This is a genomic window from Embleya sp. NPDC025285 (genome assembly GCF_055558835.1).
The window spans coordinates 1-19,759 of the sequence record NZ_JBVHLU010000151.1; the positions used below are offsets into that span (position 1 = coordinate 1).

Sequence of the window (19,759 nt, forward strand, 5' to 3'; positions counted from 1 at the left end):
CGGCCCAATCCTCCACTTTTAGCACCCCTCATGATCAACAAGGGGGTCAACTTTCGGAAGCTTCCCGGGGGTCAGTTTTCAGGAACCAGCGACAATCCGAGTGAGGCGCACCGTACTCATTGTCCGTCGCCCGAACCGGATGTGGGCCACCTTCGCCCGACCCGAGCGAGACAGGAGATGTCTGCTGTGAATATCGGAACGAGGGTCAAGACCGTCAAGCGCCTCGGGGAAGGCTTGGACCAAACGGTGTCCCCCGACACTGAAGGGGTTGTTGTGGCGAATAAGTTTGACGGTCGGGTCAACGTCAACTTCACCCTGCCCGGCATCTTCGGCGGCACCCGGTCCGTCACAGTCCCGGTCTCCCCCTCGGACTTGATAGCACTGTGATCAACGGCGCGGTCACCGGGAAGCCGGGTCGCCGCCCGCGATGACGGCCTTTTCCACTACTACTGGACGACGGACACCGCTATCTCGCGCGGACCTGGCTGCGCGACGAGGCCGAGGCCGCACCCGCCCGGGTCGGGAAGTCCTCGACCCGCGAGCCGTGGAACGGGGTGGAACCCGAACGTCCCGGGGTGGTTCAGTCCCGGGACGGCCAGGAGATCACGACGCGGCTGTGCCGCTTGTCGACGACGTGCCCGGGCGCGAGCGCATCGCCGGGGGTGGTCGCGGGGTAGACCCGGTACACCGGGCCCGGGCCGTGGCGGTGGACGCGGCTCCACACCCGCTCGACCTCCGCCATCGCTTCGGCGGCCTGCGCTCCGTGTCCGCCGAACGCGCGTGCGCCCAACTCCACGCGGTCCGCGCTCTCGGCCGGGCGCACCACCATGTACGCGAGGGCGTCCTTGTCCGCAGCGGCGAAGGGGAACATCTTCTCGCCCGTCTCCACCAGGCCGAGGTCCTCTCGTGCCTGGTCGACCCACAGGCGGACGAAGCTGGGGAGTTCGGTGGCGAACCGCAGGAACAGGTGGTCGAACGCCTCGCTCCGGCCGATCGTCTTGCCCGACCACGCGGCCGAGCGTTCCCCGGCAAGCAACTGTTCCAACAGGCCGGGGTTGTCCCAGCCGCCGTCGTCGACCAGCAGCGCCAGGCCCTCGCCCAACGACGACCGGTGCTCCTGGTGTTCGCCGATGCCCTGCATGGCGACGAAGCCACACGGCGCCGACCCACGGCTCACCAAGTGATCGCCGTCCCGGTCGAGGACCACGCTGCGGGTGATCCCGCGCGTGCGCAATGGCACCACCATCCGTCCGCCGGGGGCGAGTTGGGCCGCCCACGTGGGCGGGATGTCCCAGGTGCCGACAGTGACCACGATCCGGTCGTACGGCGAGTGCTCGGGCACGCCTTCCTCGGCGTCGGCGGTGACCACCTCGACGCGCCCGTATCCCGTCGCGTCCAGGAACTCCCGAGCGCGAGAGGTGACATCCGGGTCGATGTCCACCGTGGTGACGCGACCGTCGACACCGACCAGTTCGGCCAGCAGAGCCGCGTTGTAGCCGCCCGACCCGACTTCCAGGACTCGCATCCCGGGTTCCACGCCGGCCTGTTCGAGCATCACGGCCTGGATGTGAGGGTCGGACACCGAGCTGGTCGGGCATCCTCGGTCGTCGTGCTTGGTGATCACCGCGTGGCGGGCGTACGCGTGTTCCAGATCGACACCGGGGGCGAACGCGTGGCGCGGCACCGCCCGGAACGCCGCCTCGACCGACGGCGTAGTAATGGTGTCGTCGGCGCGCAGACTGCGCACGAGCTCGTCGCGCAGCTCCGCGGCCCGGTCGTCGACGTCGGTCACGAATTCAGTCACGAAACGTCCAGGAGAATCGCAGGGAGGGATGGAAGGGTGCGACTGCGAGGGCTGGCCGGCTGCTGCCGATCGCCTGGGCGAGATCCGCCTGGGGTATGCCCAGACGCAGCCGGGCACGCCGGACCCTCCGGCCGATCGACTCCCGTTCCTCCAGCACCGATGCCTCCCACCCTTTCGTCCTATCCGGACGGTACCCTCCGCTGGGCTGAGGGTGCCCCGCAGAGCGGCCGGAACTGTGGGCAAGGGTAGGAGACAGTGGCCGCTGACCCGCGTGTGCGACCTGTCGACCATGGGGCCTCAAAGGGGGCGCTGGTTCTGGGTGGGGCCGGATGCGTCTGCCAGGAAATACGCGCATTCCTAAGGTTGTTGCGGTCGTACCGTTGTCGAGACGATCGGGGGTTGTGTGGCGACCGAGGTGGCGTTGTGGAGGGTTGACGAGGGTCGGCCGAGGCGTTTGTCGTCGGCGGCGTTGTCGGCCGAGCAGGATCTGGAGACGTTCATAGAGCAGGACCCGGACATCCTCGGGGAGCGCCTGCTGTTGATCGGCCGTCAGGTGCGGACGGCACACGGCGGGGTGATCGACCTTCTCGCCGTGGACGGCGAGGGCGCGCTGCACGTCCTGGAGCTCAAGCGCGACAAGACCGCCCGTGAGGTGTTGGCGCAGGCGTTGGACTACGGCTCCTGGGTCGGCACGCTGTCGCACACCGCGATCCTGGGGATCCACGCCGACTACGACGAGAGCACCACGTTCGAGGCGGCGTTCGAGGAGCGCTTCGGCACCCCGCCGCCGGAGGAATTGAACACCGCGCATTCGTTGACGATCGTCGCGGCGCGCCTGGACGACGCCACGGAACGCATCCTCGGCTACCTGGGCGATTTCGGGGTGCCGGTGAACGCTGTGTTCTTCACGTACTTCGAGGACGAGGGGAGACGCTACCTGGCCCGCGAGTGGCTGCGCGACGAGTCCGCGGCCGAGCCCGCGCCGCGGGGTGCGGCGGCCACACGAGAGCCGTGGAACGGCAGCGACTGGTACGCCGCGTTCGGTGAGGATCAGGTCCGGTCCTGGGACGACGCTCGCCGGTTCGGATTCGTCTCGGCCGGCGGAGGGCGCTGGTTCAGCCAGGCGCTGGAGCGTCCGCCGATCGGCGCCCGTGTGAACGCCTACATCCCCAAGGCCGGTTACGTCGGGATCGGGATCGTGTGCGGCGAGGCGGTGCGCTTCGCCGACGCCACGGTCACCGTCGACGGCAGGGCCGTTCGGCTCGCGGACGAGGAGCTGGTCGGGACGTACGCGCACGCGGGGCAGGACGCGGATCCGGCGGTGGCGGAGTACGTGCTGCCGGTGCGCTGGTTGGACACCGTCGGTAGCGAGCGGGCGGTGCACCGTCGAGGGATGTTCGCGTCCCAGCATCCGGCCTGCAAGCTCCGCAGCCGGTCCACACTCGAGATCCTGGCGCGGGAGTTCCCGCGGGCTGAGGATCCCGCGACCTGATCGTGTCGCGAGGGCCGGCGCCGCCTGCCCGCGCGGTCTCGTGTCCGCGAACGCGTCCGACAGGACGGTTCCCCGGCGGGACATGACCCGGGCCGGGCCGCCAGCCGGGCGCGCCACCCACGATCGGAACCCGTCCTTCTCCAGACTTTGCGATGTCTCACGAGACACGGTTGTGAAGGGCATCCTCCTTGCATGTTGCCTTGTGCGGCAGGTGCCGTCCACCGATGCCTGCCACGCTGGGTGTCCTGATTTCGGGAGCGGGGACGTGGACTGTGCGTGCGTTGGTGGTAGGGATCGGGCACTTCGACGCGGCGGAGACCGGTGGTGAGGTTCCGGTGGGTGCGTCGCTGTGGGCGGATCTGCCGTTCGTCGACGAGGTGGTGCCGCCGGTCGCGGAAGCTCTGACCAGGCTCGGGTACGCGACCGATGTGTACAAGGACATCGGTGCCCCGGTGCTGCGCGCGGTCGTGGACGAGGCGCTCGGGTTCGCGCGGGTGATCTACGTCGCGTCCCACGGGGACGCCGACGGCGCCAACCCGAATCGGGTGGACGTGGTGCCTGCGGACGCGTGCGTGGGGAGGGGCACTGACGTCGCGCAGTGGGTGGACGACGCGCAGAGGTTGGGGGTTCCGACGCTGTTCCTGTTCGATCTGTGCCGCGCCGGCCGCGCGGCCACGCTCCCGCACATGGTGCACAGTTCGGACTCGCCGGCGAACGCGTGGGTCATCGCGGCGTCCGGTGGGGGTGAGGACGCCTACGACGGACGGTTCAGCGTCGCGCTCGCCGAGGTGTTCGACGAGGTCGCCCGCACCGGGCTGGACACAGACCCCGCGCGGTCGCATGTGCCGTTCTCGAAAGTGGCGCGGCGGATCCGTCAGCGGGTCGAGCGTATGCCGGGTCCGGCGCAGAACGTGCAGAGCACCCCGATGGTCCTGGCGGTGGAGGAGCCGGACCTCCCGTTCTTTCCGAATCTCGCCTACGACCCCGCCGCGGCGCGTGTGGCCGACGTGGATCCCGCGCTGCGGGTGTTCCTCGATCCGGGGGACGCGTGTCATTTCACCGACAAGGCCGGTACCCAGTTCACCGGCCGGCGCTCCCAGTTGCGCTCGCTCGCACCGTGGCTGGACGACGTCGAGGTGGGCGGCCTTCGGGTGGTCGCGGGCAATCCCGGCGTCGGCAAGTCGGCGTTGCTGGGCGCGTTGGCGTGTGCCGCGCATCCCGAACTGGTCGCGGTGGCACCGCAGGTCCGCGAACGGTTAATGCGCGACCCGCTGGGATGTCCCTCGGTCAACGACCGACTGGCCGCGGTCCACGGTCGTGGCCGCACCGCGATCGAGGTGTTCACGTCGGTGGCACGTCAACTCGGCCTGGACCCCGCGCCGGACGGGCCGGTCGACGCGACCGCGCTCGTTGGCCTGCTTTCCGGAGTGGGCGAGGTGCCGGCGGTGATCGTGGACGCTTTGGACGAGGCGGCCGACCCGGTGACGATGTGCGCGGAGTTGGTCCGCGTGGCATGTGCCGCCCGTGACGACGGTCGACCGGTGGTGCGCATGGTGGTGGGCACGCGGCCGTGGCCGATGTTCACCGCGCTGTTGGACCTCGCGGGTGCCGCGGGCGGCCTGATGGACTTGGACGACGCCGACCCCGAAGAGGTCCGCGCCGACGTGGCGGACCACCTGGACGGCCGCCTCTCGACCATGCCTGCCTACGCGCCGCCCCGCATGCGCGCGATCCGACACCACCTTGCCCACGCCGTCGCCGACCGCCTCGCCCCGCACCCCGGGGAACGCGCGGAGTGGGGGTCCTTCCTGGTGGCTGAGATCTTCACCCGCTACCTGGTGCGGGTTCCCGCCCCGGACAGTGTCGATGGAGCCCGGGAACTGGGCGGCTCGGCGCCCACGACGCTTCCGTCGGTGCTCGACCTGGACCTGGCCTCCCGCCCCCACGGCCACGACATCCGCGCCATCCTGGCGGCCACGGCCTTGGCCCAGGGCGAGGGCATGCCCCTGGACGTGGCCCTGCCCCTCGCGGGCCTGTTCGCCGATCTCGACCCCGAACGCGCCCGAACGCTCCTGCCCGACGCCCTGTTCTACCTGCGTGCCACCCCCGACCGGGACGGCACCCTGCTGTACCGACTCTTCCACCAGGGATTGATTGACCATCTCGCGTGGCAGCCGACGGCCGACCCCCTCGCGCCCAGACCTGACGACATCCTGGACCACCTCCTGGCCACCCACACCACCCACGACGGTCTCGCTCGCACCTGGGAAAACGCACCTCTCTACCTCCTGCACCACGCCCCGGCGCACGCTGAAGCCGCCGGCCGTCTCGACGAACTCCTCGTCGACACCGAGTACCTGGTCCACGGCGACCCCGCCGCCCTCGTCATCGCGTTCCCCCACGCCCGCACGGACGAGGCCCTGTTGGCCCGCGCCGTCTACCGCACCTCCATCGGTGAACACCGCAACACCGACCCTCCCACCCGCCGCCGAATCCTCGCGCTGGACGCGACACGCCGCAGTGCCGCAGCCCTTTCATCGACTCTCAGGGAGAGAACCGAGGCTGGCGCGTGGATGGCCGTTGCGGCGACAGGAGGACTCCTCAACCTCGCGTGCCGGGACACCCTCACCGAACACTTCGGCTGGGTGCGTGCGGTGGCGTGCACGGTCCTGGACGGGCGACCCGTCGCCGTCACCGGATCCGACGATCACACGGTGCGGGTGTGGGATCTGACCACGGGGCGACCCCGAGGCGAACCCCTCACCGGACACACCTACTCGGTGCTCGCGGTGGCGTGCGCGGTCCTGGACGGGCGACCCGTCGCCGTCACCGGATCCGGCGACGACACCGTGCGGGTGTGGGACCTGACCACGGGGCGGCCCCGAGGCGAACCCCTCACCGGACACACCGGCCCGGTCCGTGCGCTGGCGTGCACGGTCTTGGAGGGGCGGCCGGTCGCCGTCTCCGGATCCGACGACCACACCGTGCGGGTGTGGGACCTGACCACGGGGCGACCCTGCGGTGAACCCCTCACCGGACACACCGAATGGGTGTATGCGGTGGCGTGTACCGTCTTGGACGGGCGACCGGTTGCCGTCACCGGCGCCGCCGATCACACCGTGCGGGTGTGGGACCTGACTGTGGGGCGGCCCCGAGGCGAACCCCTCATCGGACACACCGGCGCGGTCCATGCGGTGGCGTGCACGCTCGTGGACGGGCGGCTCGTCGCTGTGAGTGGATCCGACGATCACACGGTGCGGGTGTGGGATCTGACCACGGGGCGACCCTGCGGTGAACCCCTCACCGGACACACCGAATGGGTGTATGCGGTGGAGTGTACGGTCTTGGACGGGCGGCCGGTCGCCGTGAGCGGATCCGACGATCACGCCGTGCGGGTGTGGGACCTGACCACGGGGCGACTCCTACGCGAACCCCTCACCGGACACACCTACTCGGTGCTCGCGGTGGCGTGCACGGTCCTGGACGGGCGACCCGTCGCCGTCACCGGATCCGGCGACGACACCGTGCGGGTGTGGGACCTGACTGTGGGGCAGCCCCGAGGCGAGCCCCTCATCGGACACACCGGCGCGGTCCGTGCGGTGGCGTGCACGGTCTTGGAGGGGCGGCCGGTCGCCGTCTCCGGATCCGACGACCACACCGTGCGGGTGTGGGATCTGACCACGGGGCGACCCTGCGGTGAACCCCTCACCGGACACACCGACTGGGTGTTCGCGGTGGAGTGTACGGTCCTGGAGGGGCGGCCGGTCGCCGTGACCGGATCCGGCGACGACACCGTGCGCGTGTGGGACCTGACCACGGGCCGACTCCGGGGCGAACCCCTCACCGGACACACCCAATGGGTGAACACGGTGGCGTGCACGGTCGTGGACGGGCGGCCCATCGCCGTCACCGGATCCAACGACCACACGGTGCGCGTGTGGGACCTGACCACGGGGCGACAACACGGCGAGCCCCTCATCGGACACACCGGCGCGGTCCGTGCGGTGGCGTGCACGGTCTTGGAGGGGCGGCCGGTCGCCGTGACCGGATCCGACGACCACACCGTGCGGGTGTGGGATCTGACCACGGGGCGACCCCGCGGTGAACCCCTCACCGGACACACCGACTGGGTGTTCGCGGTGGCGTGCACGGTCCTGGAGGGGCGGCCGGTCGCCGTGACCGGATCCGGCGACGACACCGTGCGCGTGTGGGACCTGACCACGGGCCGACTCCGGGGCGAACCCCTCACCGGACACACCCACTTGGTGAACACGGTGGCGTGCACGGTCCTGGACGGGCGGCCCATCGCCGCCACCGGATCCGATGACCACACCGTGCGGGTGTGGGACCTGACCACAGGGCTATTTATCGACCGGATTCCCCTGCCCGCGAAATGCCTGAGGCTCGTCATGGGAGACGGAGAACGATTGGTCGTCGGTTTCGGTGTGGACATCGCGCTGCTGACGCGCACCGTGTCCCCGACGTCGGCAGGCCAGGCACGCGGATCCGCCAACACCAAGGAGATTTCGTGACACAGACCATCGTGGGAGTCCACGGCATCGGGAACTTCCGCCGCGGCGAGACAACCGACGAAGCGGCCGAAACCCTCGGGCGGGTCTGGCACACCCATGTCATGACCGCCCTGCGCCGTGCCCCAGCCGGCGGACCGGTGCCCAAGGTGTCCATGGCGTACTACGCCGACCTGCTCCGCAAGCCCGGCCGACAAGGCGCCGGCAACGACCTCGACGATCTCGACCCGTCCGAGACCGAGTTCGCCCGCCAATGGTTGGACGCGTTCGACCTCCCCGTGGGCGTCGCCGCGGGCGAGTCGACCGTGGAGGTACGCCAAGCCGTGGAGACCCTCGCCCGCATGCGCTTTCTCGGTCCGCCCGCAACGAGGTGGTTCGTCGCGCTCTTGTGCCGGGAGGTCGCCGCCTACCTGAAGAACCCCGACAGCCCCGCCCGTGCCGCCGCCCGGACCAGGGTCACCGACACCCTCGAAAACACCGGCGCCCGCGTGGTGATCGCCCACTCCCTCGGATCCGTCGTCGCCTACGAATCCCTGTGGGCGCGCCCCGACCTGAAGGTCGACCTCCTGGTCACCCTCGGCTCCCCGCTGGCTCTACCCCACGCGATCCTGCCCCGCCTGCGACCGACACCCGCAGACGGCCGCGGCGCACGCCCACCTGGCGTCGCCCGCTGGGTCAATCTCGCCGACCCCGGCGACATCGTCGCCGTCCCCAAAGGCGGCATCGGGCGCGCCTTCGACGGCGTCGACACCGATGAACACACCCTCATCCACACCTTCGACTTCCACCTCGCCAAGAACTACCTCACCCACCAACGCCTCGGCGAAATCCTCCGCGACACGCCCTGAGACCACCGGGGACAACGCGGAAGTACCGGTTCACCGACCGTCCACGGCAGCACTCGGATGAGACACCATCGAACGTCTGGAGAGCCGTCCCACTTCGGCTCGAACACCCCCGACCGCAGCAGGGCTTCGGCCGGGGCGGCCAGTATCGGCTTATCGGCTCGGGCGGAACCATGATCGTCATGGGCGAGCGGGTATCACGGGCGGACGTGCCCCACTCTGCAAGCGCGGAGTCGGACGGGGTGGGCGGGCGACGCGAGGATCGGATGTCCCCGAAGTGGTGTTCCGGTGCCTGGCCCTGTCGGTGTTGCCGCTGTGACGGCGATTGGGTGGTCAACGGGTCAGCAGGTGGGGAGTGTGGCTGGCGCCTGGAGCCATGCCACGGGCGCGTACCCGGTGATGCCGTTGTCGGTGGTCACCCGTGCCCACAGGTTGCTGCGGACCCCGTGCCAGCCCCACGTGGTGGGCCCGGTGCTGGCGCAGGTGGCCGTGAGGTCGGTGCCCACGGGGACCGTGGTGACGGTGGAACCGGCACCGGGTCGCGACCGCATCGGCAGACCGATTTTCTGCAGCGCGGTCACGGTGGTTCGGGTGACCGGCGCCTCGGCCACCGGGGCGGCCGGCGCCTTCGCCACCGCTGTGCCTGGCGGGGTGGCGGCTGCGGATATCGGGGCCGTCGACGCGGTGACGGCGCTCTTGGCGGCGGACTCGGTGTCGGGCTTGTCGTCGCTCGCGTTCAGGAGGCTGCATCCTCCGACGACCACGACGAACGCGATGCCGCCGAAGAGCGCCATCCCCCGGAACGAGAAGCCGTCACCCCCATCGCTGACGCGGGCAGGGCGAGGGCGGGGCTTGCGACGCAGGTGCGCGCGCACGCGGACGTAGCCGGGCGGGACGTCGGACACGATGCCTCCGGGGTCAGTGAACGTACGGGGGAAGGGTGTTCTCGGCGCGGGCAACCAGAGCGGCGACACGGCTCTCGTCGAGTACACGCGGCCGGGTATCGAGCCACTCGCGCAGGGCCTCGGCGGGCAGTACGGTGACGCCGTCCACCACGGTGCCCCGACGAGGCAGATGCGGCTGACCGTGGACGGAGACCACCGCCTGCACGCCCACGCCCAGCGCCTCCTGGGCCTGGTCGGCCTCCCACCGCACCGTGCGCAGGGCCCTGTCCTGGGGGTATCTGCCGTACCACAGGCGGCCGTTGGCGTCGAAACGCGCGCGGGATTTGGTCGAGGTCCACGTCTTGGTGTCGAGGTACACGATCCCTCCGCCGCCGAAGATGATGTGGTCCAGGTTCGCGCGGGACCCGGGAATCGCCCGATCGTGCAACGCGACCCAGCCTCGTGCCAGGACCAGGGAGCGGGCGGTTCTGCGTTCCCCCTTGGCCCCCTTTGCCCAGCGATCCGCGGTGAGCGACCGTGTGTACGAGCCGCCGGTGAGTGTCGCGCCCACCACGATCCCCGCGCCCACCCCGAAGCTCGCGGAGGCGGTGGCTGTGGCCGTAACCCATCCGCTGACGGAGGCCATGCCCGCGACGAGCGGCGTGCGGCGCAGGGCGACCCGGTGTCGCGCCCGGCGATGGGCGCTGCGAATGGAGCGGGACTGGCGGGCGGCGGACGCGCCGGCGCTGAACGTACTGCGGAACACGCGCAGCCTCCCCCGAGACGGTCCTCCGCTGGACCTTCACCACGATAGCGATCCGCTCCGACACGCACCGTGAGATCACGCGGGCTCCGTGTCGGGCACCCGCCCTAAGGGCGCGCTGTTGTCGTCCGTCGGAGGTGTTCGACCCGGTGCTTCCGCCCTGTCGCGGGTTGGCGAAGCGGTCGAATTCCGACACTCGTTTGGGGGACTTCGGAATCGCGTTCCCGAGTCTAGAATTTCGCTGGCGCGCCCCATGCAATTGCAGGTGGGCATGCACGAGTGGATAACCGCAGGTGGCAGCCTCTCCGGTGACTCCGGGGTGCGTATGGTTGCGACGATCCTTCGAATGGGGTTTCGATGAGTGGATTTGACAACGGCATGGCTGCGGACAGTGTTCCCGGAGTGGACTGGGTGAAGAGCTCCGTCAGCAATGCCGAGGGAAATTGTGTGGAATTGGCGGAACTACCGGATGGAAAGGTTGCCCTTCGCAACTCCCGTCACCCGTCGGGGCCCGCGTTGGTCTATACACGATCGGAAATCGCCGCGTTCGTGAATGGCGCAAAGAACGGCGAATTTGATCGGATGTCCTGCTGACGTCCTGCACCCGTCCTTCCGGAACGGCGGACATGCGAACGAGGATGGGGATAATGGGCCTGGCCCACGATCCATTCAGGAGTTCGCATGTCCGCCGATTCACCGATCCGTGATTCCTCGATCGCTCCGGTTCTGCCCATGGCGGGCAGAACCGCGAAGCCGGTGTTCGCCGCCATGATGGTGGGTGTGCATCTGCGTACTCTGCGGTTGGCCAGGAATCTGCAGATCAAGGACGCGGCCCGCATCATCAGGGCGTCCGACTCCAAGATCAGTCGGATGGAGCGAGGCGAGAATCCGCAGAGCGAACGCGACGTGTTCGACCTGTTGAAGGCGTACGAGGTCGCCGACGAGCCGACTCTCGCCACGATCAAGGATTTGGTGAGGCAGGCCAGGCAGCCCACCTGGTATCGCCCCTACAACGACGTCGTTCCGGGTTGGTCGCGTCGACTGATCGGGCTGCTGGACGCGGCGCAGACGGTGCGAACCTACGAGATTTCGCTGGTTCCCGGGCTGTTGCAGACCAAGGCGTATGCCGAGGTGATCGTCAGGGCTGGGCTTCCCAAAGCCTCGGACGAGGAGGTCGGGCGTCGGGTCAAACTGCGGATGCTCCGCCAGGGCATCCTCAGCGGCGATTCGCCGCCCAATGTGCAGGTCATTCTGAACGAGGCCATCCTGCATCTGCGTGTGGCCGACGACGCGGTGATGGCCGAGCAGTTCCGCCGCCTGAGGGCGTTGACGGAGCATCCGTTCCTCAATATCCGCGTGGTGCGGTTCGCCAGCTTCATCGGTCTGGTGCCGCCGTCCTCTCCGGTCACCCAACTGCAGTTTCCGCTGAGCGGGCCCTCGGATGTGATCTATCTGGAGGAGGCGGAGGGAGCGACGTACCACTCCACCAGGGAGGGCATCGAGCCTCACCGGAAGGTCCTCGACCAGTTGCTGATGCGGGCCGAGTCGCGCAATCACAGCATCACGCTCCTGGACGAGGCCGTCGCGCGTTTCTCCGACTGACCCGCGGGAGCCGTCTCCGGAGGGGTCAGCCCAGGCGGGCGACCCCGCCGTACTCGATCCATTCGGGGTTGGGCCCCTGACGGGGCCTGACTTCGGTGTCCGGTCGCCACTGGGAGACCTCTCGGAGCCCGGGTGGGATGATCTCCTTGCCGACGAAGTAGGCGTCCACCTCGTGCCGTTCGCGGACTCGGCCCCAGGTGCCGTTCGTGCTCTCGGCCATGAACGCGGTGACGGAGTCGCGGATGTGCGCGTCGTCGCTGACGAGTTGGCAGATGACCATGAAGCTGCCCGGGGCCAACCGGCTCGCGACGCGTTCGATCATCCCCGCGGGGTCCTTGAAATCGGGGATGCAGTGGAGCACGGACACGAACAGGGCCGCCACGGGGGCTTCGAAGTCCAGGAAGTCCCGCACGTCGGGGTGTTCGAAGATGCCCTCGGTGTCGGTCATCTCCGCCTGGATGACGGTCGTGCGGTCGTTCTGGTCCAACAGCATGCGGCCGTGGGCCAGGACCAGGGGATCGTTGTCTATGTAGACGACCCGTGCGTCGGGGTCCACGCGCTGGGCGACCTGGTGGACGTTGTCCTGGGTGGGCAGGCCGGAGCCGTGGTCGAGGAATTGTCGGATGCCGTATTCCGCGGCCAGGGTGTGCACGACGCGCTGGAGGAAGAACCTGTTGTTGAGGGCGAGGGCCTGAGTGGTGGGCACGATCCTCAGTAGTTCCAGGCACGCCTTCTCGTCGGAGGCGTAGTTGTCCGTTCCGCCCAACAGCCAGTCGTACATGCGGGCGACGCTTGGTGTGTCCACGTCGAAGGAGGGAGAAATGGGATTCTCTTCGCCACGCACGGGGCCCCCAGGTCCACGCCGTCTTCGGCGCGTCGACTGCCGAAGTCCCCATGTTAGGTGGGCTGGCGGGGCCGCGAACAGAACTTCGTCCGAGTGGCGGCGGCTCACTCTTCGGGGTGACACGGCGCACGACGCGAGAGAGAAATGCGCACTCCGTGGCGTGCGAGCAGGCGCGCGTCCCGCGCTACCTCCGTGTGGGTGGACGGCGTTCCAGCGTTCGGACCAGGTGCACGGGCAGGCTGCGTTCCGCCGTGAGCAGTCGGGCTGCGACGGTGGAGGGTTCGGCGCCCATCAGATCCGCAGCGGAGGTCAGGGTCATGCCCAGGAGGTAGTGCAGGGAGACGGCGTCCGCCTCGCGCGTGGGCAGCACGTCGTAGAGGGCTTCCTCCGTGCTCTCACAGGCCGGGTCGGTACCCACGGCCTCGACCGCCAGGCCCAGCATGTTCCAGGCGTCGGCCGCGGGGCTGGGGCTGCGCAGAATGTGTTGCCACTGACCTGCCAGGCTGGCGAAGGTCGCCCCGACCGTTTCGACCCCGAGCGCCCGATCGCCGACGCGTAGGCGGGCGTACTCCTCGTACCGTGTGCGCCTCGACTGGCAGAAGGCCGCGAAATCGGGCGAGGACGCGTACGACTTCGCAACCGTCGAGGGGACGCGGGAAGCCGGAGCCTGCACGGACGAGTTCGAGTGGCGCGGCACGGCGGTTTCGCCTCCTGGAGTTCGTCGGACGGGCGGATGCGCCGTCACCGGTCGGCCTCCGGTCGGCGCGAGCCCTCGATACCGACCTGTCGGTGGGATCGATCCCGCGGGGACCGGGTCCGCGGGGCTTCCCGACCGAAGGTGTCGGGGGTAGGAGCGGACGAGGGAACGAGTGTCTGCGCTTCCCGCCACAGCACGAACAGGTCTCCGGGATCCTCCGCGCACGCCTTGGCCAACGCCGCAACCACGGCCCAAGGAGGCCGCACGGTGCCGGACAGGACCAGCGCCACGTACGAGCGGGGTAAGTCCGTGCGTGAGGCGGCACGTGCCAACGTGATTCCGTTCGCAGCGAGTAGACGCGTCAGTGCCTCGGCCAGGTCGCGACCCGCGCGTCTCGCCGACGCGGACAGTTGTTCACAGTCGAATCGGGAAGGACCCGGGACCTCGGGCAGCGGCCCTCCGCCTCCATTGGTCTGGACCGAACCGTTCGTGACCTGCGGCAGCGCTCGCGGACGGGGGCGAGGTGTCTGCGGCACGTTCCACTTCACGCGCGCGGTGGCCGCGTCCACGTCCGTGGCCGCTGCGACCGCGTCCCAACCGATGCCGCAGGCAAGGGCATCATGCACAGCAGCATCGGTGTAGCTGTCCAAGGCGCGGGCCAGGTGGCGCACGTAGTCCAGCGTCACCGGGAGCGGTGCACTCCGATACTCGGCCTCGGCCAGCCCCATCGTCATCGACACGAGTTCCTCGACCGCCCCCGCGCCTCGCCAGCGTGCTTGGACCGCCGACGTCACACTTTTGCCGTCGCGCAGACGCTGCGCCCGACGCCGACACGGCTTGTCGCAGTACTCCCTCTTGCGTCCCGGCCCCTTCGCCTGGCGAAACCACCGGCCGCAGTACCCGCAGCGCCTGTAATTCACCGACACACCCACACCCGCCCCTCCCGACCCGCCCTCATCACATGCACACGGCCTCCGGTGTCCGTTCCCGGGCCGGCGCCCGGGAACGGACACCGGAAAGTCAGAGGCGAGTCAGCCGCGTCCAGCCAACGGCGGACCGCCCGGCCACCCCCGTCAACGCCAACAGGAACGCCGCTCTGGCAGGATCGAGAACGCCCTCGCTGGCGACCGCCCACGGCACGGCCACCAGGGCAACCGCGAGATCCAGGCGAATCCACGCGCTCAAAATGGCAATACCGTACGTTTCGCGGGCGGCGGCCCATGGAATGGTAGGTTCGTGGGCTACCGAGGGGCGGTGAAAAACCCTTCGAAACATCTGGTCGCGCATGGGAATGCTCCGATCGGAACGGGCCCCGGACGGCGAGTATGACGCCGCCCGGGGCCTACTGCTGTAACGGAAAAAGACGCTACAACCTGATCCGGGCGAACTTTCGCCGGATTCCGGCGATGCACGTGCACCTGCGCTGACACGGAATCCAGGGCCATCCGAGTGGGCCCCTGATAAGTACGACCAATACGCCAGGTCGGCGACAAAACGAAGACCAATGAGCAGACGGCGAAAGAAGGCGATCATTTCGCGATCGATCTTGGTGCGTGAACCATGTTTGTCAGTCGCCGGCGGCCACGCCGGAATTCGAACGCTGAGGCGCACGCAACCCCTGGATTACCTCAAAATCTGCACGTGCATATGCACTTGAGGGCCTTGCGGCAGTGTCCGCCCAACGCCAGGCGCACGGGCGCGGAGCTTCCTGCCTCGTCCTGCGGCACCCTCTTCCACGCACGCAGGACCGCGCGGTGATGACACGGTTCCGACTGCGCCTTGGCATCTCGGAGGTGGCGGGTGAGTGCCTGGATCAGCGGGCCACGATGTTGCTCACGCCGAGTTGTGTCATCAGCTCGTCGGCGCTCGTGTGGCCCGCGACCAGCTCCCACAGCTCCTTCGTACCGATGTAGCGGTAGCTTTGCGGGGGCTGGAAGGACCCCGATGAGCGCAGAAAGCCCAGCGGGATGGGTGTTGTGATCTGTTGGGGGTTGCACACCACGACGGCGGATGCTTGGGCCGCGCCTTCCATGTAGCGGTCGTATTCGGCGCGGGTGACCCCGGTCTGGCGCCGGTGCCGTGTCCACACGCGTCTTGGGGTGTCGATGTGGACGGCGGTGATTCTCGCGGTGCCGACGATCGCCTTCGTCGGCGACGTCGCGTACAGCACCATGGACGTGCCCTCGGGGACCGCGACTCGCTGCCTGCGCAGTTCGACGGTCTTGCCGCCGCCGAGGATGGAGGTGGCGTAACGCGGGTGGACGGACAAGAGCATGGCCCGTTCTTCGCCGTCACTCACGTGCTGGTCGCCCCTCTCGATACACGGCCTCGAACAGTTCGCTGCTGATCTTCGTCAGTGACTGTACGGGCCAGGGCTGACCCATGCCCGCCGCGATCGCCTTGAGTCGTCGCAATGGCACCTGATGAGCGAACATTTCCGTGTCGGAGAACCTCAACGCTTCCACCACACCGTCGTTGGCTGCCTCCAGGACATCGTCGCGGCCGTAGGCACCCAGGTACCTGAATCGTGCGTAGGTGGCCTCAGCGGGCTGGCGCAGGATCTCGTCGAGGCGCGAGCACCCGATGGCGACGCTGCCTTGCTTGCCGGAGCCGCTCATGTACCAGAGCAGGCGGCCCGGTGCGACCTGCCCTCGGGGGTTGGGTCCTCGGTAGTAGACGTGTTCGCGGCTGATCCCCAGCCGGTCGTCGCGCGGGACGAGGCTGGCCGGCTCGTCGAACAGCGGTGTCGCCCACTTCGGTTGGATCGGCACGACGAACGTCGGGAGCAGCGAGTCGCAGATCTTCGCCGGCCACCATGCCTGCTCGACGGCCGCGGTGGCGATCGCCGACAGACGTGGTGCAAGGTTGGGGACTTCGGGGCCGTCCCAGCCGATGCCGGCCGCCGCGGTCATGGCGGCGGCGCGTACTTGGGCGGCGGTGCCGCAGGCGTTGACCACCAGGGTCGCCAGCCCGTCGTTCGCGGGGTGGAACCTCTCCTCCAACGCGGCCTGACGCACGGTCTCGGACAGGTGGCGGTCCCGCAGGACGAGGACTCGTCCGCCGAGGTCGCGGCATCGTTTGCGCAGCAGGAAGAGCAACTGGCGGGCGAGCGTGGGCTCCAGGTTGTGTCGGGCCGTTCGCAGGAGTGGGACGGCCAGGACCGTTCCGTCGAGGTATCCGGCGTACACGGCCAGGGTGCGACCGGCGGGTTCGCGGACCAGGCGTCGGTCGCTGATCTCGCCCGGCTCGGGCAGGGTTCGCAGGAGGCGGGTGAAGTCGGAGCGCTTCTCCCCGCCTTCCTTGTCGAGGAAGTCGAGGAGTGCGCTGTCGGTGTCGGCCCGAAAGGGCTCGATCCGCAGGGAGGTGCCCAACAGGCTCGCGGGCTGATACATCTGGGCGTGCAGCAGGTCGTCGATCTGAAGCGTCGCCTCGGACGGGGTGATGATGCGGACTCCGCACACGTCCGTGGTGACGTCGGACAGCCGCAGGAGGCGTTCGTTGCGGCTGACCAGGTATCGCACGTCCGCGCAGGACGCCTCGGCGATGTGTCGGACGTCGCTGTCGTCTTGCGGCTGCAGGTCGATACCCAGCCGCTTGCGTACCGCCTCGACGATCTCCCGGGCCACCGTTGCGGCTTCGGCGGCATTCACGCGCGGATACGGGTATCCGGCGGCGGCACCGTTCTGCCTCTTGCGTTCCGCACCGTCCCGAATTCGACTGATCGCCTGAAACAGCTCTGCGGTCAGGACGAGTTCCAGGTCGCCTTGGAGCCAGTCCGCCAAGAGCGCGCGCGACTCCTCCCGCCCGGGGCGTTCGTCCCCGGCGTGCAGGTCGGCGAAGACGTCGAAGTCGACGGCCACCCTCACCAGGGCGGTGGGCTCCGCCGTGCTGAACAGGTCCGGGTGTTCGTGGTCGAGCCACCACACGTCCAGGGGATGGCGATCCTTGCCGCGGCCGGTCTTCTCGCCGCGGTACTCGAACCCCAGGTTCCTCCACATGTCGGCGAGTTCGTAGTCACGCCGACACTTGGCGGTGATGCCCGTACGATCCCGATGGCGTGCGGTGATCTCGGCGAGCAGTGCCCGGGCCACGCCTGATTGGCGGCGCGTGTTGTCCACGCACAGGTGCGTCAGCCTCACGTGTTGCCTCGGAAGCCCGAACAGGGCATATCCGACGAGCTGTTTGCCGTCCAAGGCCGCCAGCAGCGTCCCCGCCTGCGCTGCTTGGCGGTAAGCCGCCGGCACCAGGAGCCCCAGGGTCTTCGTGTTGCGGTCGCCGAGGGCGATGACCTCTCGGATCAGCGCCTCGTCCTTCAGCGCGACCTGGGTGATCGTGACTCCTGCTGCGGTCCCCCCGCTGATTCCCACCATCGGGCAAGTCTGACGCAGTTCCCCGTCACGACGAGGACAATTCCTGACACGGGCGGTCACGGATCGGTGTCACTCGTGACAGGGAATCGCCCGCATGAGTGGGAACCGCACCATCGGCCGGCGTGAGACCTCGGCTGGTCGGCCGTGTCGCGGAACAAGGTGCCGCACCACGGCCGAACGTCCGTCTCGCTTGCCCATCGGGTCGCTACAGGCCGACGCGGTCGGTGATCGTTGCCGTGCCGGATCGGACGATGTAGACGCCCCTCCTCTCGGGTGCCTCGTCCGAGCGGCACTTGAGATCTTCGACATCGACCCCGCTCGGCCACCGTGTGCCGTACTCGGTCCAACGAACGCCCGCCAGGTCGACGCCGCTCAGATCCGCACCGCGCAGATCACAGGTGGTGAAGTCATCGAGCAGGGCCCTGAGCACGGACTCGTCCGGCGAAGGATCGAGCCCGAGCATGCGGCCCACCGTCAACCCGGCATGGAGCGAGACACCATCCGCGAGCTCGACTGCTCGAACCACGGATTCCGCGAGCCAGGCAGCGTACATCTCGGACTCGACGGGCGACCACAGTTGCCCTCGCTCTCGCTTTCCGAAGTCCTCGATCTCCATCCGATGCAAGCTGTCGAGGATGTCCATCAGTCGCTCGCATACGCCGAAATAGCCCGCGTGTGCAGGTGTGTGACGCCAGAGATCCCTGACGGTCCCCAGGGCCTCCACAATCACATCAGTGGCATACCAGCGGTCGGACTGCAAGCCCGCCTGGACGAGGGTGCGGTTCTGGGCGACCAGAGCCAGTTTCAGCGCGTGGTCCCTCACGGCGTCCAGATGCTCGATGTTCGATGACGGATCGAACCGGCCCCACCCAGCGGTATCCGCCCAGTTCAAGCGGCGGGGCCACTTCAGACCGTCCTTGAAACAGCAACCATCTGGGGTCAACTCGGGCCGTGCGGGTGGGGCCGCGGCAGACCGTCATAGCCAGCAACACGAAGACCTTGGGACTCCTGGAGCCAGTGGCCTGCCGCCAAACAGCGCCGACCGGGACTCTGCTGGCTGCCTTGGACGGCGAACAGCTCATCGGATACGCCCTGTTCGGGCCTCCGATGCAACATGTGAGACTGACGCACCTGTGCGTTGACAACACGCGCCGCCACTCAGGTGCGGCCCGGGCACTGCTCGCCGAGATCACCGCACGCCATCGGGATCGTACGGGTATCACCGCCACGTGGCGGCGTGACTACGAACTTGCCGACATGTGGGAGAACCTGGGCCGGCGCGGGACACCTGAGCGGCAGTCGGGTTGGTGAGGTTCGCCGGGGCGACCGGGCGGGAACAGTGTCGCGAACGCCACGTCGGGTGCCAAGGACCCGCGCCGCCGCTTCGGACATGGAATTTCCTGTTCGTTCCGTCAGTCGACGTGGGACTGCATGGGTGAGTCTGTGGTGGCTCGGCCGCAGCCGAAAGCGCTTATGGGGCCAGGGCAGCCCGGAGTCTCTGGAGTGCCGCTCGGCTCTGATCACGCGGTCGGTGCCGGCCCGACGGATCCGGGGTTCGCGATGTCCTACAACTCGCGCACTGTCCGTCGGCATCGCTCCGCCCAGGAAGGCAGCCCGCAGGCGTCGTACAGGTCGGCAGCCCTCTCCAATTGGGTCCGTGCGAGGTTGAGGTCGCCCCGCCGCCGCGCGATCTCGCCGAGTGTGCGTAGGGTGTTGGCTTTGCCGTTTCGGTCGTCCAGGGCGCAGTAGAGGGCGTGGGCCTTGTCGCCGTGTTGCTGTGCGAGCGTGAGGTCGCCCTGTCGCCGTGCGATCTCGGCGAGTGTGTGTAGCGTGTTGGCTTTGCCGTTTCGGTCGTCCAGGGCGCAGTAGAGGGCGTGGGCCTTGTCGCCGTGTTGCTGTGCGAGCGTGAGGTCGCCCTGTCGCCGTGCG

Annotated in this window: 17 protein-coding genes and 1 pseudogene; 6 read left to right on the plus strand and 12 right to left on the minus strand. The window is 68.7% G+C overall.

The features are described from left to right. Window positions 1-580: 580 nt before the first annotated feature. Complete coding sequence (gene fxlM, locus ACZ4FV_RS48130; protein WP_465327525.1) at window positions 581-1,804, minus strand: methyltransferase, FxLD system; 1,224 nt, start codon at window positions 1,802-1,804, stop codon at window positions 581-583. Window positions 1,805-1,859: 55 nt separating this feature from the next. Continuing rightward, window positions 1,860-2,060: pseudogene (locus ACZ4FV_RS48135) on the minus strand (hypothetical protein); the annotation flags it as partial. 213 nt (window positions 2,061-2,273) lie between these two features. Here ACZ4FV_RS48135 and ACZ4FV_RS48140 point away from each other — a divergent pair. The 3 genes from ACZ4FV_RS48140 to ACZ4FV_RS48150 all read left to right on the plus strand — a co-directional run bounded on the left by ACZ4FV_RS48140 (window position 2,274) and on the right by ACZ4FV_RS48150 (window position 8,673). Further along, entirely contained in the window at window positions 2,274-3,296 is a 1,023-nt protein-coding gene (locus tag ACZ4FV_RS48140; RefSeq protein WP_465327528.1) for a hypothetical protein, read from the plus strand. A gap of 284 nt (window positions 3,297-3,580) precedes the next feature. Further along, window positions 3,581-7,828, plus strand: coding sequence for a hypothetical protein (locus ACZ4FV_RS48145; protein WP_465327554.1), 4,248 nt, complete (start codon window positions 3,581-3,583; stop codon window positions 7,826-7,828). Then, window positions 7,825-8,673, plus strand: coding sequence for a lipase family protein (locus tag ACZ4FV_RS48150; RefSeq protein WP_465327530.1), 849 nt, complete (start codon window positions 7,825-7,827; stop codon window positions 8,671-8,673). Before ACZ4FV_RS48145 ends, ACZ4FV_RS48150 begins: the two co-directional genes overlap by 4 nt. A 338-nt stretch (window positions 8,674-9,011) precedes the next feature. On the opposite strand, the gene ACZ4FV_RS48155 is transcribed toward ACZ4FV_RS48150, so the two are convergent. Together ACZ4FV_RS48155 and ACZ4FV_RS48160 are read right to left on the minus strand one after the other, a co-directional pair. Continuing rightward, the gene (locus ACZ4FV_RS48155) at window positions 9,012-9,575 is read right to left on the minus strand and encodes an SH3 domain-containing protein (RefSeq protein ID WP_465327532.1); all 564 of its coding nucleotides are present in this window, start codon (window positions 9,573-9,575) and stop codon (window positions 9,012-9,014) included. Window positions 9,576-9,588: 13 nt separating this feature from the next. Beyond that, window positions 9,589-10,320 carry a nuclease-related domain-containing protein gene (locus tag ACZ4FV_RS48160; protein WP_465327534.1) on the minus strand — a complete coding sequence of 244 codons (732 nt, stop codon included), beginning with the start codon at window positions 10,318-10,320 and terminating at the stop codon, window positions 9,589-9,591. A 375-nt stretch (window positions 10,321-10,695) separates the two neighbouring features. On the opposite strand from ACZ4FV_RS48160, the gene ACZ4FV_RS48165 reads away from it, so the two are divergent. Beyond that, window positions 10,696-10,911 (plus strand): DUF397 domain-containing protein, encoded by a 216-nt coding sequence (locus tag ACZ4FV_RS48165; protein ID WP_465327557.1) that lies wholly within the window; start codon window positions 10,696-10,698, stop codon window positions 10,909-10,911. An 87-nt stretch (window positions 10,912-10,998) separates the two neighbouring features. Next, window positions 10,999-11,919, plus strand: a complete 921-nt coding sequence (locus ACZ4FV_RS48170) for a helix-turn-helix domain-containing protein (RefSeq protein WP_465327536.1) — start codon at window positions 10,999-11,001, stop codon at window positions 11,917-11,919. Window positions 11,920-11,944: 25 nt separating this feature from the next. Here ACZ4FV_RS48170 and ACZ4FV_RS48175 read toward each other — a convergent pair whose 3' ends face one another. From ACZ4FV_RS48175 to ACZ4FV_RS48205, 7 genes are all read right to left on the minus strand, one after another. Beyond that, window positions 11,945-12,763 (minus strand): SAM-dependent methyltransferase, encoded by an 819-nt coding sequence (locus ACZ4FV_RS48175; RefSeq protein ID WP_465327538.1) that lies wholly within the window; start codon window positions 12,761-12,763, stop codon window positions 11,945-11,947. A gap of 184 nt (window positions 12,764-12,947) precedes the next feature. After that, on the minus strand, window positions 12,948-13,460 hold the full coding sequence (locus ACZ4FV_RS48180; RefSeq protein WP_465327540.1) for a sigma factor-like helix-turn-helix DNA-binding protein: 513 nt from the start codon (window positions 13,458-13,460) through the stop codon (window positions 12,948-12,950). 44 nt (window positions 13,461-13,504) lie between these two features. Next, window positions 13,505-14,194, minus strand: a complete 690-nt coding sequence (locus ACZ4FV_RS48185; protein WP_465327542.1) for a helix-turn-helix domain-containing protein — start codon at window positions 14,192-14,194, stop codon at window positions 13,505-13,507. A gap of 286 nt (window positions 14,195-14,480) precedes the next feature. Then, the gene (locus ACZ4FV_RS48190; RefSeq protein WP_465327544.1) at window positions 14,481-14,747 is read right to left on the minus strand and encodes a hypothetical protein; all 267 of its coding nucleotides are present in this window, start codon (window positions 14,745-14,747) and stop codon (window positions 14,481-14,483) included. A gap of 526 nt (window positions 14,748-15,273) precedes the next feature. Next, window positions 15,274-15,759 (minus strand): ASCH domain-containing protein, encoded by a 486-nt coding sequence (locus ACZ4FV_RS48195; RefSeq protein WP_465327546.1) that lies wholly within the window; start codon window positions 15,757-15,759, stop codon window positions 15,274-15,276. Further along, complete coding sequence (locus ACZ4FV_RS48200) at window positions 15,752-17,830, minus strand: GNAT family N-acetyltransferase (protein WP_465327548.1); 2,079 nt, start codon at window positions 17,828-17,830, stop codon at window positions 15,752-15,754. Before ACZ4FV_RS48200 ends, ACZ4FV_RS48195 begins: the two co-directional genes overlap by 8 nt. A 205-nt stretch (window positions 17,831-18,035) precedes the next feature. Then, the gene (locus tag ACZ4FV_RS48205) at window positions 18,036-18,722 is read right to left on the minus strand and encodes a hypothetical protein (protein WP_465327550.1); all 687 of its coding nucleotides are present in this window, start codon (window positions 18,720-18,722) and stop codon (window positions 18,036-18,038) included. A 125-nt stretch (window positions 18,723-18,847) separates the two neighbouring features. Between ACZ4FV_RS48205 and ACZ4FV_RS48210 the strand changes: the two genes are divergently transcribed. Further along, complete coding sequence (locus tag ACZ4FV_RS48210; RefSeq protein WP_465327559.1) at window positions 18,848-19,141, plus strand: GNAT family N-acetyltransferase; 294 nt, start codon at window positions 18,848-18,850, stop codon at window positions 19,139-19,141. A 254-nt stretch (window positions 19,142-19,395) separates the two neighbouring features. Here ACZ4FV_RS48210 and ACZ4FV_RS48215 read toward each other — a convergent pair. Continuing rightward, on the minus strand, window positions 19,396-19,759 hold a 364-nt coding region (locus ACZ4FV_RS48215; RefSeq protein ID WP_465327552.1), incomplete at its 5' end, for a tetratricopeptide repeat protein.

Excerpts from the sequence above, each read along its gene's own strand:
- ACZ4FV_RS48170 (WP_465327536.1), top strand. The coding sequence starts at position 10,999 with ATGTCCGCCGATTCACCGATCCGTGATTCCTCGATCGCTCCGGTTCTG.
- ACZ4FV_RS48200 (WP_465327548.1), bottom strand. The coding sequence starts at position 17,830 with ATGGTGGGAATCAGCGGGGGGACCGCAGCAGGAGTCACGATCACCCAG.
- ACZ4FV_RS48185 (WP_465327542.1), bottom strand. The coding sequence starts at position 14,194 with ATGACGATGGGGCTGGCCGAGGCCGAGTATCGGAGTGCACCGCTCCCG.
- ACZ4FV_RS48190 (WP_465327544.1), bottom strand. The coding sequence starts at position 14,747 with ATGCGCGACCAGATGTTTCGAAGGGTTTTTCACCGCCCCTCGGTAGCC.
- ACZ4FV_RS48165 (WP_465327557.1), top strand. The coding sequence starts at position 10,696 with ATGGCTGCGGACAGTGTTCCCGGAGTGGACTGGGTGAAGAGCTCCGTC.